Origin of the sequence: Pseudonocardia sp. ICBG1293, from assembly GCF_020131355.1 — a bacterium.
Lineage (GTDB): Bacteria > Actinomycetota > Actinomycetes > Mycobacteriales > Pseudonocardiaceae > Pseudonocardia.
Genome location: NZ_JAHLEL010000054.1, coordinates 163,982 through 179,886 on the forward strand (window position 1 = coordinate 163,982; position 15,905 = coordinate 179,886).

Sequence of the window (15,905 nt, forward strand, 5' to 3'; positions counted from 1 at the left end):
TCTCACCGGTCCCTCCGGACCGTGATCCCGGCCTTCTCGCGATCCCACAGCTGTTCCCTCCGCTCGACGGCGGCCGTCCTGAGCTTGAACTTCTCGACCTTGAGACTCGGGGTCCTGGGCAGCTCGTCCACGAACTCCCAGTAGCGGGGCACCATGTAGTAGGCTATCCGGTCGATCGCGAACTCGACGAGTTCCGCGTAGTCGGGGTCGGTGCCGTCGGCGCGCACGACGTAGACCATGACGTCGTCCTCGGACAGCTCCGAGGGCACCGGGACGGCGGCGGCCTCGTGCACCGCGGGGTGCCGGCAGAGGATGGTCTCCAGCTCGTAGGCCGAGATGTTCTCGCCGCGCCTGCGGATGGCCTCCTTCTTGCGGTCGGCGAAGAACAGGTAGCCGTCCTCGTCGAGGTGGCCGCGGTCGCCGGTGAGGAACCACAGGTCCCGGACCGACGCCAGCGTCGCCTCGGGCATGTCGTGGTAGCCGAGCATCATCATCCCGCGCCCGTGCGGCCGGATGCAGATCTCGCCGACCTCGCCGGGGCCCAGCGGCAGACCGTCGTCATCGGTGATCCGGACGTCGACGTCCGGGCGGACCCGGCCCGCCGATGCCGCCTTGGCCCGGTCGTCGTGCGGGCCCAGCACCGTCACCGCGCAGTTCTCCGTCATGGCGAACACCGAGGTCACGGTGATCCCGAACCGCTCCCGGAACCCCTCGACGAGCTGGGGGCTCGTCGGCACGATCATCGCGGTGCGCACCGGGTGCGCCCGGTCCTCCTCCGACGGCGGCAGCTGCCAGATGATGTTGGCCATCGCCCCGAGCGCGTTGAACGCGGTGGCGCCGCACTCCCGGACCTGCGCCCAGAACGACCGGGCCGAGAACCGCTCGTGGAGCGCCACCGAGGCGTCCGCCCACAGCGCGGCGTGCACCGTGTACCAGATCGCGTTGCCGTGGAAGAGCGGCAGACAGGTGTACAGGACGTCGTCGGGGCGGTACTCGCAGTGCCGCGCCATCTGCTCGCCGACCGCGTGGCCCTGCGAGTGCGGGCAGACCACGCCCTTCGACGGCCCGGTCGTCCCGGACGTGTACATGATGAGCGCGGGGTCCGCGGGACCGACCTCGTAGGGCAGGTCGAGCGGGGCGTCCGACGCGGCGGCCACGTCGTCCAGGGAGTGCCGCGGCACGGGCGGCTCCCCGCCCTCGCCGCGCACGACGACCCCACGCACGTCCAGCCCGGCCATGGCCGGGCCGAGGGTGTCGAGGTACTCCGCGTCCGCGCACGCCCACTCGGCCCCGGACTGGCGCAGGTAGTAGGCGAGCTGCTCGCCCTTGGCCGCGGTGTTCAGCGGCACGGCGACCGCGCCGATCCGGCCGAGCCCCCAGCAGACCCACAGGAACTCCGGGCAGTTCGGCAGCATCACCGCGACCGTGCTGCCCTTGGTGATCCCGAGCTCGGCGAACCCGCGCGCGTGGGCGGTGGTCAGCCGGTCGACCTCGGCGTAGGTGGTGGTCCGGCCCTCCCAGTGCAGGAAGGGCCGGTCCCCGACCCGGCGGGCCTTCTCCGCGAGCACCCGGCCGATCGTGCGCTCCGCGTACGGATGGACGTGGATCATGTGGTCAGCCCTCCGTTGACCGAGACGACCTGACCGGTGGTGGCGGTGGAGTCCGGGCCCAGCAGGTGCGTGACCGTCGCGGCGACGTCGGCGGCCCGGACCGGCCCGAAGGGCATCCGCGCCGCGGCCTTCTCGAACAGCCTGCGGCTGAAGTCGCCCGCGCCCATCACGCGGTCGTAGCTCTCGGTGTCCTCGGTGAGACTCACGCCGACGGCGTGCACCCGGACCCGTTGCCGGGCGACCTCGCGGGCCAGCGTGCGAACGAACATGAGGTTCGCCGCCGCGAGCGCCCCGATCATGGCCTCGCCGACGGTGGGCGCCCGGCCCGCGTCGGAGGTCACGAGCACGATCCGCCCGCCCTCGGCACGTCCCGGACCGGCCGCCAGCGACGGCAGGAGACGGTGACACAACCGGGCGTTGGTCAGGAACATCGCCTCGGCCAGATACGGGAAGCGGTCCGGGTCGGAGTCGGCGAAGATGCCGGGCACCTGGTCGCCGCCGTGGCTGAGGACCAGCCCGTCGAGCGGGCGGTCCGCGAGCGCATCGGCCAGCGCGGTGATCCCGTCGGGCCGCAGGAGGTCGGCGGCCACGCCGGACGCGGCGGGCCCCAGCTCGGCGACGGCCGTGTCGACCCGCTCCCGGGTCCGCCCGACGACCACCACCTCGGCACCGTCCGCGGCCAGCCGCCGGGCCGTCGCCAGCCCGATGCCCGACGTCGACCCGGTCACGACGTGGGTCGGCCGGTCAGCCACCGTCCGCCTCCCCGGGACGGTCGGCCACCAGCGCGAGCAGCTCGGCCACGCACAGTTCGTGGCCCTGCTCGTCGACCACCGCGAACCGGTAGGTCACGACACCGTGGCCGTCCGGACGGGGTCGCACCCCGAGCACCTCGGTCTCGACGTGCACGGTGTCGCCGATGCGGGTCGGGCGGAGGAAGCGCAGCCGGTCCACGCCGTAGAACGCGCGCATGGCGGGCGGCCAGAACTCCACCAGCCCGAGCGCCACCGACAGGACCAGCGCCCCGTGGGCGATCCGCCCGCCGAAGCGGGGGTCGGCCTCGGCGTAGGGCACCACCGTGTGCATCGGGTGCCAGTCCCCGCTGAACATCGAGAACTGCACCAGGTCGGTCTCGGTGATGGTGCGCCGCCGCGACGTCGACGTGTCGCCGACCGCGATCTCGTCGAGGTAGGTCGTGATCACGCCCCGGACACCTCCTCCGGATCCGTCCCGCCGTCGAGGTCCGCGCTGCCACGGGCCAGCGTCGCCCGGCTCACGCCGAGGACGCAGAAGAACGAGACGAGCGAGACCAGGCAGACGTAGACGGCCACCGACAGCACCGTTCCGGTGCTCCGGACCAGGGCGGCCGCGATGATCGGCGCACAGGCGCCTCCGAGCAGGACGCCGATCTGGAAGCTGGTCGACGCCGCGCTGAAGCGCACCCGCGCGTCGAACATCTCCACGATGAACGTGGCCTGCGGGCCGTAGCTCACGCTGAAGAACACCGCGCCGACCACGTAGGCGCCGATCACCCACCCGAGGTGCCCGCTGTCGACGGCGAGGATCGTCGGGTAGATCCACAGCGCCATCGCGCCCAGGCCGACGAGGATCATGCGGCGCCTGCCGAAGCGCTCGCTCATCGCGCCGAAGTACGGCAGTGCGAGCGCCGCGACCACCCCCGACAACATGATCGCGGCGAGCAGCTCGCCGCGGCCCATCGTCTCCGCCGTGCTCACGTAGCTCAGCGAGTAGGTGTTCACGATGTAGAAGTAGGCGCCCGTGCTGATCATCGAGCCGATGGCGAGCAGCATCTGGACGGGGTAGGTGCGCACGGCGGTCGCCAGCGGCACCCGGGCGCGCTCCTTGCGCACCTGCACCTTCGCGAAGACCGGCGTCTCGTCGAGCTGGATCCGGATCACCAGGCCGATCGCCACCAGCACGATGCTGATGAGGAACGGGATCCGCCATCCCCAGCTGAGGAACTGCTCCTCCGGGAGCATCCCCACCAGCAGGAACGCGCCGGTCGAGAGCACGAGTCCGGCGGGTACGCCGACCTGCGGCAGGCTGCCGTAGAAGCCGCGCGTGCGGGGGGAGGAGTACTCGACGGCGGTGAGCACCGCGCCGCCCCACTCGCCGCCGACACCCAGCCCCTGCACCACGCGCAGCAGCACCAGCAGGATCGGTGCCCACACCCCGATCTGGGCGTAGGTGGGCAGCAGTCCCATCAGGAACGTCGCGACACCCATCATGGTGAGCGACAGGACCAGCACCTTCTTGCGGCCGATCCGGTCACCGAAGTGCCCGAAGACGATGCCGCCGATGGGCCGCGCCCCGAACCCGATCGCGAACGTCGAGAACGCCAGCAGCGTGCCCGCCAGCGGGTCGGCCGAGGGGAAGTACAGGGGCGCGAGGACCAGGGCGGCCGCCGCGCCGTAGAGCTGGAAGTCGTACCACTCGATGGTCGTGCCGATCAGGACCGAGAACGCCACCCGCCGCATCGGCGGCCGGGGCGCCCCGTCCGTTCCCGGTGCCGGCCCGGCACCGTCCACCCCCGGCACGGTGCCGGGCCTCGTCTCACTCGCCATGTCTGCGTGCTCCTCGTCCCACCCCGTGGGTGACGGGTGTCGCGCCCGTCCTGACCCGATGACGTCGTTGTCGTCCAGGCCCGAGGGCGGACGCGTGGCAGGGGCGACCGCTCGCGGGTGCCGGGCGGCGGCGCGCCGACCGGCGTATTAATTAACGTTCATTCAGCGACACTGGGGAAGCTAGTATGAGCACGTGGTGAAGTCAACGGCGGTCTCCCCGCAAGCCGTCCAGGACGCGGCCCGCGACCTGTTCGCGAGCCAGGGCTACCGCGGCACGTCGATGAAGGACATCGCCCAGGTCCTGGCCGTGTCCGCGCCGAGCCTGTACAACCACGTCCCGTCCAAGCAGGACCTGCTCCACACGATCATGGACGTGGCGATGGACCGCGCCCTGGCGGCGCTGGCCGTGGCCCTGGAGGGCGTCGCGGACGTGGCGGACCAGCTCCGCCGGGCCACCGAGGTCACGGTGCTGGACTTCCTCGAGAACCCGGCCGAGGTCACGGTGTGCAACACGGAGATCCGCAGCCTGGACGAGCCCTACCGACAGGCGATCATCGACAAGCGCGACGCCTACGCCCGCCGGCTGCTGTCCATCGTCGAGCAGGGGTGCGACGCCGGCCTGTTCGACGTGCAGGAGCCGCGGGTGGCGTCGTTCGCCATCCTGGAGATGGGCAACAACGCCAAGGCCTGGTTCGACCCGGGCGGCGCGTACAGCGCGGGCGAGGTCGCCGCGCTGTACGGCGCCTTCGCGCTCCGGATCGTCGGGCACCGGGACCCCGGGACGGGGGCGGCTCCGGCGTAGCTGCCGGGCCGGCCCGACCGTCGGCACCGGCCCCCCTGTCGGCGGAGATCAGGACCGGGCGTAGCGGCGCACGCCGTCGGTCGGGTCGGAGCGGAGCAGCGACCGGGCGACCAGGAGGTCGAGGTGCGCCGCGGTCTCGAGCACCGCCAGCATCCGGTTCACCGGGGACAACCGGCCCAGCGGACGGGCCCGGCGCGTCCACAGCAGCCTGCCCGCCACCTCGTGGGCCGAGGCGGGCTCGCCGGGGAGCACCGCGACGAGGGTGGACTCCAGCCGGTCGTCGTGGTGGGCGAGCAGCTCGTCCACCCGGTCGTGCACGCTCCGGGTCACGTGCCCGTGGGCGGGCAGCAGCCGGGTGTCCGGGAGCCGCCGCACGAGCTCCAGCGACCGGATGTACTCCCCCAGCGGCAGGACCGGCGGCGCCGGCTCGAAACCGATCGACGGGGTGATGTGCGGCAGGACGTGGTCCCCCGCGAACAGCATCGAGGCGGCGGCGTCACGGAACACCAGGTGCCCGACGGTGTGCCCGGGGGTCGGGAGCGCGTCGAGGGCCCGGTCCCCGGCCCGGACCGGGCCCTCGTCCACCCAGTGGTCCGGCTCCTCCTAGATGGACGCCGGCAACGGGTCGTCCGCCGGGGCGAGGTCGGCCGCGAGCGCAGCCGCCCCGCATGCGACGAGCATGTCGAGCTGGGTCCGGAGCATCCCCCGCGCGGGGTCGGCGACCAGCCTCAGCGAGGCCTGCTCACCGCGGCCGAGGTGGAGCTCGACCCCGGTCTCCCGGCGCAGCGCGACCGCCAGCGTGTAGTGGTCGCGGTGCACGTGGGTGACGAGGATCCGCCGGACGTCCTGCACCCCGTGCCCGAGGGCGGCGAGCGCCCGGACCAGGTCCGTCCGGCTCGCCGCGCTCGCCTCCCCCGAGTCCACCAGCGTCAGACCGTCCGGCCCCTCCAGCGCGTAGACGTTGACCGAGTGCAGGCCCTCGTCCGGGAGCGGCAGGGGAATCCGGAACACCCCCTCGGCCACGGCGTAGACCCCCGGCGCGTGCCAGGGCAGCGCCGGGTCCGCCTCCGCGGGTGAGGCGAGCAGCTGGTCGTCGACGACGTCGGTCACGGGTGCACCTCCGGGTCGGGCATCGGATCAGACGGACAGGCCCAGCGAGCGCGCGATCAGCATCCGCTGCACCTCCGAGGTCCCCTCGCCCACGGTGAGGATGCGGGCGTCCTGGTAGTGACGGGTGGTCGCGGTCTCCTCGACGAAGCCGTAGCCGCCCTGCAGCTGGGTGGCGATGTAGGCCGCCTTGTTCGCGGCCTCGGACGCCACCAGCTTCGCGGTGGCGGCCGCCTCCTTGATCGGCATGCCGTGGTCGTACTTCCACGCGCCGTCGTAGGTGAGGGTGCGTGCGGTGGCCGCGAGTGCCGCGACGTCGGCGACCTGGAACGCCACGCCCTGGTGCGCGCCCAGCGGCCTGCCGAACGAGGCGCGCTCCTCGACGAACCGCATCGTGTCCGACAGGCAGCCCGACGCCAGGCCCGCGCTCATCGCCGCGATGGGCAGCCGGGCCCAGGTGAGGAACTCCAGGACGTCGCGGTAGCCCCGGCCGGGCTCGGAGAGCAGCGCGTCGGCCGGTACCCGCACGTCGTCGAAGAACAGCGGGTGGGTGTCCGACGAGCGCCAGCCGAGCTTCGGGTAGCCGCCGCCGACGGTGACGCCGGGGGCGTCGAGCGGGACCAGGAACGCCGACACCGGCGGTCGGCCGTTCCGGTTGTCCCCCACCGCGCACATCAGGATCACGTACTTCGAGAACGGGGTCCCCGAGTTCGTGATGAACTGCTTGGCGCCGTTGACGACCCAGTCGTCACCGTCCCGGCGGGCGGTCGTGGCGATGTTCCCGGCGTCCGACCCACCGGACGGTTCGGTGAGACCGATCGAGATGAAGGTCTCGCCGGTGGCGGCGCCGGGCAGGATCTCGCGCAGCAGCTCGGGGCGGCCCTTCGCCAGGTGCTGGAGCAGCGACGCGCAGATCGACTGGACGTGCACGGTGACCGCGAGCGAGGAGTCGACCGTCGCCAGCTCCTCGACGGCCAGGCACAACGTGCGCAGATCCGCACCCGCCCCGCCGTACTCCGGGTCGACGAGCAGTCCGAACATCCCCAGCTCACCGGCCTGGCGCACCAGCTCGGGATCGAACCGGGAGTCGATGCTGCGCCGGGCGGCACCGGGCTCGACGCGGTCCGCCACGAAGCGGCGCACCGTGTCCCGCCACTGGAGGTGTTCGGGGTCGAAGGCCCAGGGCAGGTCGTAGCCGCCCGTCAGTGTCCCGGCCGTGGTGGGGTTGGCGGTGGTGGTCATCATTGCCTTCCGTTCTGGAGTGGTCGCCGGTCCGCAGGGGATCTCTCAGGCCCCGCTGACCCGTTGGCCGTCGGCCCAGTACGCGTCGCGCAACGACTTGCGCAGCAGCTTGCCGACCACGTTCTTCGGCAGCGGTTCGGTGGTGAACGCGACCCGCCCCGGCTTCTTGTACGACCCCGCCCGGTCCCGGACCAGGTCGACGATCTCCTGCTCGGTGACCGTGGCCCCCTCGGCCACCGAGCACATCGCCATGGGCGTCTCGCCCCACTTCTCGTGGGGCACCGCGAACACCGCCACCTCGATCACCTGCGGGTGGTCGTTGATGACCGTCTCGAGCTCGGCGGGCCAGATGTTGAACCCGCCGGACACGATCATGTCGTCGGCCCGGTCCAGGATGTAGACGAAGCCGTTCTCGTCGATCCGGCCGATGTCCCGGGTACGGACCCAGCCGTCGACCAGCCGTGTGCTCGTCAGCTCCGGGTCCCCCCAGAACCCGCGCATCTGCCCCTCCACCTGCGCCCACAGCTCGCCCTCGGCCCCGAGCGGGAGGACGACGCCCTCCTCGTCGCGCACCTGCACGCGGGCGAACGGGAGTACCCGCCCGGCCGACCGCAGGGGGGCGGAGCCCGCGTGCTCGCCGAACCACTCGGACGGGGTCATGACGGTCAGCGGCACGGCCTCGGTCTGGCCGAACACCTGGTGGAGGACGTCGCCGAACACCGCGCGGCCGGCCTGCGCCGTCGCGTCGGTGATCGGTGCGCCGCCGACCAGGATGCATTCCAGGGCGGGCAGGTCCCGTTCCTTCGCGGTCGGCTCGGCCGCCAGCATCTGCACCATCGACGGGGGCGCGAACATGTGCGTCACGGCGTGGTCCTCCATCAGGTCGAGGACCTTGCCGGGCTCGAACGCCCCGAACAGCAGGTTCGTGCTGCCGTGCAGCCAGGCGGGCAGGAACAGGTAGCCCGACGCGTGGGAGATCGGCCCCGCGTGGCCGACCACGCTGCCCCAGCGCAGGTTGGGGAGCCGGTAGAACCAGTTGCGGCAGTTCACCAGCCAGTCGTGCTGGGTGTACCCGATCCCCTTCGGCCTGCCGGTCGTCCCCGCGGAGTGCCGGATGATGTACCAGGCGTCGGAGTCGACCTCGAGCTCCGGGTCGACGTCGGACCGGCCCCCGAGCCACGACTCGTAGCCGTCGTCCCGCACGACCACGTGCTCCACGCAGCCCACCAGGTCCGGCAGGTCGACCACCGTGTCGGCGTAGGCGTGATCGGTCAGGACGACCTTCGTGCCGGTCTGCCCGACCATGTGGGCGTGCGACTCCGCGGAGTTGCGGGCGTAGAGCGGCACCCGAACCGCACCCGCGATCGCGGCGCCCAGGAACAGGTCCGCTGCGGCCAGCGTGTTGTCCTCCAGGCCGGCGACCCGGTCCCCCGGTCCGACACCGAGCTCGCCCAGTGCGTTCGCCAGCCGCACCCCGCGGGTCCACATTTCCCCGAAGGTGAGCGTGGTGTGTTCGGTGACCACCGCGACCCGGTCCCGGTGCAACGCCGTCGACTGGCGCATCATGCTCGGAACATCCATCGCCGCCTCCTCGCCTCCGCCACCCCCGGCGGCTCTGCCGGAGGTGACGGCGAGGTTAGGAACGCGGGCCCGGCCTCGACACCCTCGATCGCGGGTGCCGGGACGGTCGAGCAGGTCAGGGCAGCAGCCCCTCGCCCCGGGCCCGGAACACCGCCTCGCCCCGGGTGCTGCTGTCGAGCTTGTACATCGCGCTCTTGAGGTAGGACTTCACGGTGTGCTCGGTGAGTCCGAGTCGCTCGCCGATCCTGCGGTTGCCGAGTCCCCGGGCGACCTCGGTGAGCACGTCGAGCTCCCGGCGGGACAGCCGGACCGGCGGCACGGGTGCCTCCTCGGGCGGGGACAGGGTCCGCGCCACGACGTCCTGCAGGCGCCTGCGCAGGCCCGGGTCCGCGATCTCCCGGGCGATCGAGGACAGCGCGGTCACCAGCTCGTGCAGGTCACCGGGGTCGAGGGACGCGCGCCCCGGGTCGACGTCACGACCGCTGCGCGACCGCCCGACCAGGTCCACCGCGCGGTCGATGAGTCGCTGTCCGAAGGCGCTCGACCGCCGGGCCGCGCTGTACACGACCTGTTCCACCCGTCCCGCACCGTCGACGACCGGAACGGCGAGGATCGCGCGCAGACCCTCCGCCGCGACCTGGCGATCGAACTGGTGGGTGATGCCGCGCGCCTCGACGTAGTCCCGCACGAAGACGGGACGGCGCAGGGCGATGCACCGGCCTCCCAGACCGTGACCGTGCAGGCTGCGGACGTCGCGCAGGTGGTCGGTGCGCGCGCCCTCGAACCGGTCGAGGACGAACATCCCCGTCCCCGGGTCCACCGCCGCGGCGAACGCGACGTCCACGGCGTCGAGTGCCACGAGGGTCCGCAGCAGACCCGGCCGGCTTCCCGACTCCGATGCCACCGGCGCCTCCTTGCGCAGGCCGGACAGGGAAACTGACCCTAGCAGAGAAATTCTTCCGGTCCCTAGTGTCGCGTAAACGATGTTCTTTGACCGGGTCGGCAGTGGTTGAGTAGGTCGTCTGCGGGTTTGGTCCAGATGAACGGGTGGCAGCGTTCGTTCCAGCCGTCGATGAACTGGCCGATCGCGCCGATCAGTTCTCTGACGCTGCCGAAGCTGCCACGGCGAATGGCCTGGCGGGTGATGACCCCGAAGAAGACCTCGACCATGTTCAGCCACGATCCCGAGGTCGGGGTGAAGTGCAGGGTGATCCGCGGGTTGCGGGCCAGCCAGGCCTTCACTGCGGGGTGCTTGTGGGTCGCGTAGTTGTCCACCACCAGGTGCAGCTTGCGCCGCGGGTAGGCCTTCGCGACCTGCTTGAGGAACCGCAGGAACTCCTGATGGCGATGCCGCGGCAGGCCCGCCTGCTCGACCCGCCCGGTCGCGACCTCTAACGCCGCGAACAGCGTGGTGGTGCCGTGACGGACGTAGTCATGCGTCCGTTTCTCCGGGATACCGGGCATGATCGGCAGGATCGGCGCTGTCCGGTCCAGGGCCTGGACCTGGGATTTCTCGTCGACGCAGAGCACGACGGCCTTGTCCGGCGGGTTCAGATACAACCCGACGATGTCGCGGACCTTGGCTTCGAGCTCGGGATCGGTGGAGAACTTGAACGTCTCGGACTTCCACGGCTGCAGCCCCCACCGCCGCCAAATCTTGCCGATCCACACGTGGGAGATCCCGAGCTCGGCACCGAGCAGCCGTGACGACCAGTGCGTGACTCCGAGCCGCTCAGGCGGCGGTTCCAGCGTGGCGAGCACGACCGCGACCTCGTCGATCACCGGCGGCCGGCCCGCCTTGGGCCGGTCGGCCAGCCCGGCGATCCCCTCAGCGGCGTAACGCTTCTTCCACCCGATCACCGTCGCCTTCGACGCCCCGACCAGTGTGACGATGTCCTTGACCGCCACCCCGTCCGCGGCCAGCAACACGATCCTGCCCCGTCGGGCCAGTCCCGCCGAAACCGACGAGGAACGCAGCCAGGACTCCAACACCTCGCGGTCGGCGGCCGGAACGTCCACGGTCACAGTCAACGGCACAGCTCATGATCCCGTAAACCAGCCCGTGAGTAAAGTAACCTAGTTACCGCAACACTAGAACTATCAGCGCCTCGGACGCATCCCGTCCGGGACGGAGCGCCCCGGGCTCAGCCCCGGTCGGCGGGCGGACGGCCCCCCAGCTCGTGGGTCGCGTCGCGGGCGGCGGTGACGACCGGGCCGACGAGCCGTTCGACGTCGGCCGGGCCGATACGGGAGGTCGGGAACCCCACGCCGAGGACCACGGCGAGGTCCCCGGTGTGGTCGCGGACCGGGGCGGCGACCGAGCCGACGTCGGGATGCCGTTCCCCGAACGCCACCGCGACACCGGCGTCGCGCACCTCGTCGAGCTGCCGGTCCAGCTCCACGGTCGAGGCCGGGGTGCGGTCGGTGAACCGCTCGAGCGTGGCCTCCCCCAGCTCGCTCCGGGCGCCCGGATCGAAGGCGAGGAACACCTTGCCGGGCGCGCCGGCGTGGATCGGCATGACCATGCCGACCCGGAACGGCCGCATCACGACGTGCCGGGTCTCGGCGACGGCGACGATCGTCCGGAAGGTGCCGTCACGGACGTAGAGGCAGGCGCTCTCGCCGGTCTGGTCGCGCAGGTCCGCCAGGAGCGGCCGGAGCAGCCGGACCGCGTCGAGCCCGAGTGCCCCCGGCGCGGCCCAGCGCACCAGCGCGATCCCGATCCGGTAGCGGTCGCCGTCGCGGTCGAGATAGCCCTCGGCCACCAGGTCCTGCACGAGGCGCTGACACGTGCTCGACGGCAGCCCGGTCGCCTTCGCCAGGTCCCGCAGCGTGGGCTCGGGGGACTCCAGGGTGAAGCTGTCGAGGATCGAGCTGATCTTGCGCAACACCAGCGTGCCACCGCGCCCGTCCCCCTTGCTCCCCGTCACGAGATCACCCTCCGGCCGTCGGTCGCCTGTTGACATCGCAGCCTATAGCCCGGATTCTGGGATGGCCACCCACTATGCGGGTTCAGATCACGGCACAACGGAGTGAGGTCCCCGCACATGACCGGTTTCGCGCAGCCCGGAGCCCCCGGAGCGTCGCCCCCTCGGCCGACCCGCGTCGGCCTGATCGTCCCGAGCTCGAACACGACGATGGAGACCGAGCTCCCCGAGCTGTTCGCCCGTCAGACCGCGGCCACCGGGCACCGGTACACGTTCCACTCCGCACGCGCGGCACTGAAGAACGTGACCCGCGAGGAGCTGCTCGCGATGGTCGGGAAGGCCGCCGAGTGCGCGGTGGCCGTGTCCGACGCCGACGTCGACGTCGACGTCATCGCCTACGCCTGCCTCGTGGCCGTCATGGCCCAGGGCCCGGGCGCGCACGCGGAGTCCGAGCGGCTGATCGCCGAGGCGGCCGCCGGCAACGGCCACCCCGCCGAGGTCGTCAGCAGCGCCGGGGCCCTGGTCCGCACGCTGACCGGGATGGGCGTCGGCCGCGTCGCGATGATCACGCCCTACATGCGGCCGCTCACCCGGATGGTCGCCGACTACGTCGAGGGCTCGGGCATCGAGGTGCTGGACGCGACGAGCCTGGAGGTCGACGACAACCTCGCCGTCGGCTGCCTCGACCCCGGTGCGCTACCCGGGATCGCCCGCAGGCTCCGGCTCGAGGGGGCGGAGGCCGTCGTCCTGTCCGCGTGCGTGCAGATGCCGTCGCTGCCCGCCGTCCAGGCAGTGGAGGACGAGCTCGGGCTGCCGGTGGTGACCGCGGCCACCGCGACCACCCACGAGGTGCTCCGGGCGCTCGGACACACCCCCGCGATCAGCGGCGCCGGCCGCCTGCTGGCGGGATGAGGGCGTCATGACACTCTCCGTGCTCGCCTTCCTCGTGCTCGTCGCCGCGTTCGCCATCGGTTCGCTGACCAGCATCAGCGCGGGCCTGCTCGCGCTCGTCGCGGCGTTCGGGGTCGGTTCCCTGGCCGCCGGCCTGCCGCTCTCCGACGTCATCGGCGAGTTCCCCGCCGGGCTGTTCCTCATCCTGGTCGGGGCGACGCTGCTGTTCGGCATCGTCCGGGAGACCGGGACCATCGACCTGATGGCCTACTGGGCCGAGCGGCTCGCGGGCGGCCGCCGGCTGCTGGTCCCCGTCCTCATGTTCGCCCTGGCCGCGCTGCTGGCCGCCGCCGGCGCGTTCACCCCGGCGGCGATCGCCATCGTCGCGCCCGTCGCCCTGGCCCTGGGCTCCCGGTTCGGGATCAGCTCGCTCGCGATGGGGCTGGTCGTCATCCAGGGCGCGAACGCGGGCGCGTTCTCCCCGGTCAACCCGTTCGGCGTCATCGCCAACGACATGCTCGACCAGGCCGGTGGCGACGCGACCCTGCGGCTGTTCCTGTCGGTGTTCGCGTTCAACGCGGTGCTGGCCGTCGTCGCCTACGCGGTCGTGCAGTCCGCCGTCGGGTGGCTCGACCGGCGGTCGTCCGCCGCGACCCCGGCGGGCGACACCGACGGCCCGACGGCCGGGCGGGAGCCCGGTCCGGGCGGCGGCGCGGCCACCGCGGTGGCCGAACGCACGGCCGTCTCCGGGATCACCCGGGTCCGGGCCACCCCGATGCGGATCCTGACCCTCGTCGGGATGGGCTCGCTGCTCGTCCTCACCACCGTGCTCGGGATCGACGTCGGGGTGGCGACGCTGGTCATCGCCCTGGTCCTCATCATCGTGCGCCCCTCGGTGCAGAAGCCCGTCATCGACGCCATGCCCTGGTCGGCCATCCTGCTGGTGACCGGCATCGTCACCTACGTCGGCATGCTGGAGACCATCGGCGCCCTCGACGACCTCCAGGAGGGCATCGCCGGTCTCGGCAACGCGTCGCTCGCCGCGCTGGCGGTCAGCTACGTCGTGGGGCTGGCCTCGGCGTTCGCCTCGACGACCGGCACCCTGACGGTGATCGGCCCCGTCGTCGCCCCGATCGCGGCGGACCCGACCCTGTCGGTGGTCGGCGTCGTCACGGCGGTCGGCATCAGCTCGTCGGTGGTGGACACCAGTCCCATGTCGACCAGCGGCGCGCTGCTGATGGCGAGCGCGCCGCCCCGGCTGGAGCGGATGTTCTTCCGCGCCCTGCTGCTCTGGGCGATCGCCATGATCGCGATCGTGCCGGTGGTCGCCTGGCTGCTGTTCGTGCAGCTCGGCAGCGGCTGAGGTCGCCGACGCCGACCGGGCGCCCAGGGCCCGGGCCGGGCCGTGGCGCCCGGTGGGGCCGCGGCATCCCCGGGGCCCCTCGGGATCAGGCCGCTCCGGCGCGGATCGCGGACCGGCGCCGCTCCTCGTCGGCGGTCACCTCCTGGGCGCGGACCGCGGTCGCGGCGGCGTGGGCCGCGGGGACGACGATGACGCCGTCGTCGTCGGCGGCGACGACGTCACCGGGCTGCACCACGACCCCACCGACCGCGACCGGCTCGTCGATCCGGCCGGGACCGTGCTTGAACGGCCCGGCCGGTGTGGTCGCCCGCGCCCACACCGGGAAGCCGATCTTCTCCAGCTCGACGACGTCGCGAGCCGCCCCGTCGATCACCATGCCGGTCACGCCGCGGGCCAGTGCCCGCTCCGCGATGAGCTCCCCGATCAGGGCCCGCGTGGTGTCGCCGTGCCCGTTGACCACGATCAGCTCACCGCGCCGGACGTTCTGCAGCGCCCGGTGGATCGCCGCGTTGTCCCCGCTGCGGACCCACACGGTGCGGGCCCGGCCGACCGCGCGGGCGCCCTTGTAGAGGGCGTGGATGCCGCCGTCCATCATGCCCATGCGGTCCTGGGCGTCGCCGATCGTCGCCACCGCGAGCCCGCGGTAGGTGTCCAGGAGCGCGGCCTGGTCGACGAGCTGCTCGTCGGCGAGGGCGTGGTGCAGCTGCGCCGTCGCGCGGGTCATGCCCGGCGCCACGCCCAGCCGGTCGAGCAGGCGGGCGGCCGCGTCGGACTCGCCGGCGCGGCGCCCGGCGTGCTTGGCCGTACCGGTGTGCAGGCGCTCCCGGGTGGCCGTGCCGTCGGCCAGCTCCCCGTCGATCTGGCGGGCGACCCACTCCTCGGCACCGGCCGCCCGTCCGGCCCGCAGCGCCTCGGTGATGAGCGCTCCGAGACCCTTCATCCACGTCGTGCGCAGCAGCTTGCGCGCCGACGCCTCACCGGGCGCGCCCCCGATGTCGTCGACCTCGGCGCCGAAGGAACGGAACCGCTCCGCCGCGGACGCGGACCCGCTCCCGCTGATCACCACGCTCGTCGCGATGCCGTGGCGCGGCACCGGTCCGATCACCGAGACGTCGGCGAACCGGTCCACCCCGACGGCGTCGGCGATCACCAGCTTGCCCGACGGCTCCCCGGCGTTCATGTCGGCGTAGACGGCCGCCCCGGCGAGGTGCGGGGCGACGGCCTCGGCCGCCACCTGCGCGTGCCGGCCACCGACGAGGCTGAGCACCAGCTCGGCGCCGCGCACGGCGTCGGCGGGATCGGACTCCCGCCGCACCCCCACCGGGGTGGGGACCGACGCGGGGTCGTAGCCGGTCACTGTCCATCCGTGTGCCGCGAGGCCGGAGGCGTAGACGGCGCCGGCCTCGCCGAGTCCCAGAACGGTGGCGTGCATGAGAGAGCCTTTCTCGAGATGGAGCGGGCGGACGGGCGACGGGATCGCCCGGTGTCAGTCCCCGGTCGACGCGTCGCCGGAGGACGGGCGGTCCTCCAGATAGCCACCACCGAAGGCGATGAGCCCGAAGACGATCGCGGCGCCGATGGCCGGGACGAGCAGCGCGTCCGAGGCCCCCGAGACGAGCGCGGGCTGCACCAGGACGACGCCGACCGCCTGGACGGCGACGAGCGTGGCGCCGATGAGGACGAACACCGCCATCGCCGCGACGAACAGGATCCTGACGACGGACCGCGCGCGGTCGCGTGCGCCGACCGGGCTGGTGTGGGTGGTGGCCGACATCGGCTCGTCTCCTCGGGACTCGGCGG

Annotated in this window: 16 protein-coding genes; 3 read left to right on the forward strand and 13 right to left on the reverse strand. The window is 72.6% G+C overall.

Features of this window, described 5'->3' with window-relative positions; all coding sequences use genetic code 11:
• Positions 1-2: 2 nt before the first annotated feature.
• Genes KPF47_RS31510 through KPF47_RS31525 form a run of 4 tightly spaced genes read right to left on the reverse strand, consistent with a single transcriptional unit; the run spans position 3 to position 4,192 of the window.
• A complete protein-coding gene (locus KPF47_RS31510; RefSeq protein WP_224392396.1) occupies positions 3-1,610 on the reverse strand; it encodes an AMP-binding protein in 1,608 nt (535 codons plus the stop codon).
• Complete coding sequence (locus tag KPF47_RS31515; protein ID WP_224392397.1) at positions 1,607-2,362, reverse strand: SDR family NAD(P)-dependent oxidoreductase; 756 nt, start codon at positions 2,360-2,362, stop codon at positions 1,607-1,609. Before KPF47_RS31515 ends, KPF47_RS31510 begins: the two co-directional genes overlap by 4 nt.
• On the reverse strand, positions 2,355-2,810 hold the full coding sequence (locus KPF47_RS31520) for a MaoC/PaaZ C-terminal domain-containing protein (RefSeq protein ID WP_224392398.1): 456 nt from the start codon (positions 2,808-2,810) through the stop codon (positions 2,355-2,357). The genes KPF47_RS31515 and KPF47_RS31520 overlap by 8 nt, the downstream gene beginning before the upstream one ends.
• Positions 2,807-4,192 carry an MFS transporter gene (locus KPF47_RS31525; RefSeq protein ID WP_224392399.1) on the reverse strand — a complete coding sequence of 462 codons (1,386 nt, stop codon included), beginning with the start codon at positions 4,190-4,192 and terminating at the stop codon, positions 2,807-2,809. The genes KPF47_RS31520 and KPF47_RS31525 overlap by 4 nt, the downstream gene beginning before the upstream one ends.
• A 193-nt stretch (positions 4,193-4,385) precedes the next feature.
• On the opposite strand from KPF47_RS31525, the gene KPF47_RS31530 reads away from it, so the two are divergent.
• Positions 4,386-4,994, forward strand: a complete 609-nt coding sequence (locus KPF47_RS31530; protein ID WP_224392400.1) for a TetR/AcrR family transcriptional regulator — start codon at positions 4,386-4,388, stop codon at positions 4,992-4,994.
• Positions 4,995-5,042: 48 nt separating this feature from the next.
• Here KPF47_RS31530 and KPF47_RS40535 read toward each other — a convergent pair whose 3' ends face one another.
• The 7 genes from KPF47_RS40535 to KPF47_RS31560 all read right to left on the reverse strand — a co-directional run bounded on the left by KPF47_RS40535 (position 5,043) and on the right by KPF47_RS31560 (position 11,854).
• Positions 5,043-5,579, reverse strand: a complete 537-nt coding sequence (locus tag KPF47_RS40535) for an MBL fold metallo-hydrolase (protein ID WP_308015543.1) — start codon at positions 5,577-5,579, stop codon at positions 5,043-5,045.
• 18 nt (positions 5,580-5,597) lie between these two features.
• Positions 5,598-6,104: an MBL fold metallo-hydrolase gene (locus tag KPF47_RS40540; RefSeq protein WP_308015544.1), complete on the reverse strand. Its 507-nt coding sequence runs from the start codon at positions 6,102-6,104 to the stop codon at positions 5,598-5,600.
• A gap of 27 nt (positions 6,105-6,131) precedes the next feature.
• A complete protein-coding gene (locus KPF47_RS31540; protein ID WP_224392401.1) occupies positions 6,132-7,343 on the reverse strand; it encodes an acyl-CoA dehydrogenase family protein in 1,212 nt (403 codons plus the stop codon).
• A 45-nt stretch (positions 7,344-7,388) separates the two neighbouring features.
• Positions 7,389-8,924 (reverse strand): class I adenylate-forming enzyme family protein, encoded by a 1,536-nt coding sequence (locus KPF47_RS31545; RefSeq protein ID WP_224392402.1) that lies wholly within the window; start codon positions 8,922-8,924, stop codon positions 7,389-7,391.
• 115 nt (positions 8,925-9,039) lie between these two features.
• Entirely contained in the window at positions 9,040-9,828 is a 789-nt protein-coding gene (locus KPF47_RS31550) for a LuxR C-terminal-related transcriptional regulator (protein WP_224392403.1), read from the reverse strand.
• Between the two features lie 62 nt (positions 9,829-9,890).
• Positions 9,891-10,955 carry an IS630 family transposase gene (locus KPF47_RS31555; protein WP_255661090.1) on the reverse strand — a complete coding sequence of 355 codons (1,065 nt, stop codon included), beginning with the start codon at positions 10,953-10,955 and terminating at the stop codon, positions 9,891-9,893.
• Between the two features lie 113 nt (positions 10,956-11,068).
• Positions 11,069-11,854 (reverse strand): IclR family transcriptional regulator, encoded by a 786-nt coding sequence (locus KPF47_RS31560; protein WP_224392405.1) that lies wholly within the window; start codon positions 11,852-11,854, stop codon positions 11,069-11,071.
• Positions 11,855-11,971: 117 nt separating this feature from the next.
• On the opposite strand from KPF47_RS31560, the gene KPF47_RS31565 reads away from it, so the two are divergent.
• Together KPF47_RS31565 and KPF47_RS31570 are read left to right on the forward strand one after the other, a co-directional pair.
• Positions 11,972-12,763, forward strand: a complete 792-nt coding sequence (locus KPF47_RS31565) for an Asp/Glu racemase (protein WP_305080489.1) — start codon at positions 11,972-11,974, stop codon at positions 12,761-12,763.
• Positions 12,764-12,770: 7 nt separating this feature from the next.
• The gene (locus KPF47_RS31570) at positions 12,771-14,105 is read left to right on the forward strand and encodes an SLC13 family permease (RefSeq protein WP_224392406.1); all 1,335 of its coding nucleotides are present in this window, start codon (positions 12,771-12,773) and stop codon (positions 14,103-14,105) included.
• An 85-nt stretch (positions 14,106-14,190) separates the two neighbouring features.
• On the opposite strand, the gene KPF47_RS31575 is transcribed toward KPF47_RS31570, so the two are convergent.
• Positions 14,191-15,537: a DUF1932 domain-containing protein gene (locus KPF47_RS31575; protein ID WP_224392407.1), complete on the reverse strand. Its 1,347-nt coding sequence runs from the start codon at positions 15,535-15,537 to the stop codon at positions 14,191-14,193.
• Between the two features lie 54 nt (positions 15,538-15,591).
• A complete protein-coding gene (locus KPF47_RS31580; RefSeq protein WP_224392408.1) occupies positions 15,592-15,879 on the reverse strand; it encodes a hypothetical protein in 288 nt (95 codons plus the stop codon).
• Positions 15,880-15,905: the final 26 nt, after the last annotated feature.

Coding starts and splice junctions, on each gene's coding strand:
- KPF47_RS31510 (WP_224392396.1), bottom strand. CDS start 1,610: ATGATCCACGTCCATCCGTACGCGGAGCGCACGATCGGCCGGGTGCTC.
- KPF47_RS31525 (WP_224392399.1), bottom strand. CDS start 4,192: ATGGCGAGTGAGACGAGGCCCGGCACCGTGCCGGGGGTGGACGGTGCC.
- KPF47_RS31540 (WP_224392401.1), bottom strand. CDS start 7,343: ATGACCACCACCGCCAACCCCACCACGGCCGGGACACTGACGGGCGGC.
- KPF47_RS31545 (WP_224392402.1), bottom strand. CDS start 8,924: ATGGATGTTCCGAGCATGATGCGCCAGTCGACGGCGTTGCACCGGGAC.
- KPF47_RS31565 (WP_305080489.1), top strand. CDS start 11,972: ATGACCGGTTTCGCGCAGCCCGGAGCCCCCGGAGCGTCGCCCCCTCGG.
- KPF47_RS31570 (WP_224392406.1), top strand. CDS start 12,771: ATGACACTCTCCGTGCTCGCCTTCCTCGTGCTCGTCGCCGCGTTCGCC.
- KPF47_RS31575 (WP_224392407.1), bottom strand. CDS start 15,537: ATGCACGCCACCGTTCTGGGACTCGGCGAGGCCGGCGCCGTCTACGCC.
- KPF47_RS31580 (WP_224392408.1), bottom strand. CDS start 15,879: ATGTCGGCCACCACCCACACCAGCCCGGTCGGCGCACGCGACCGCGCG.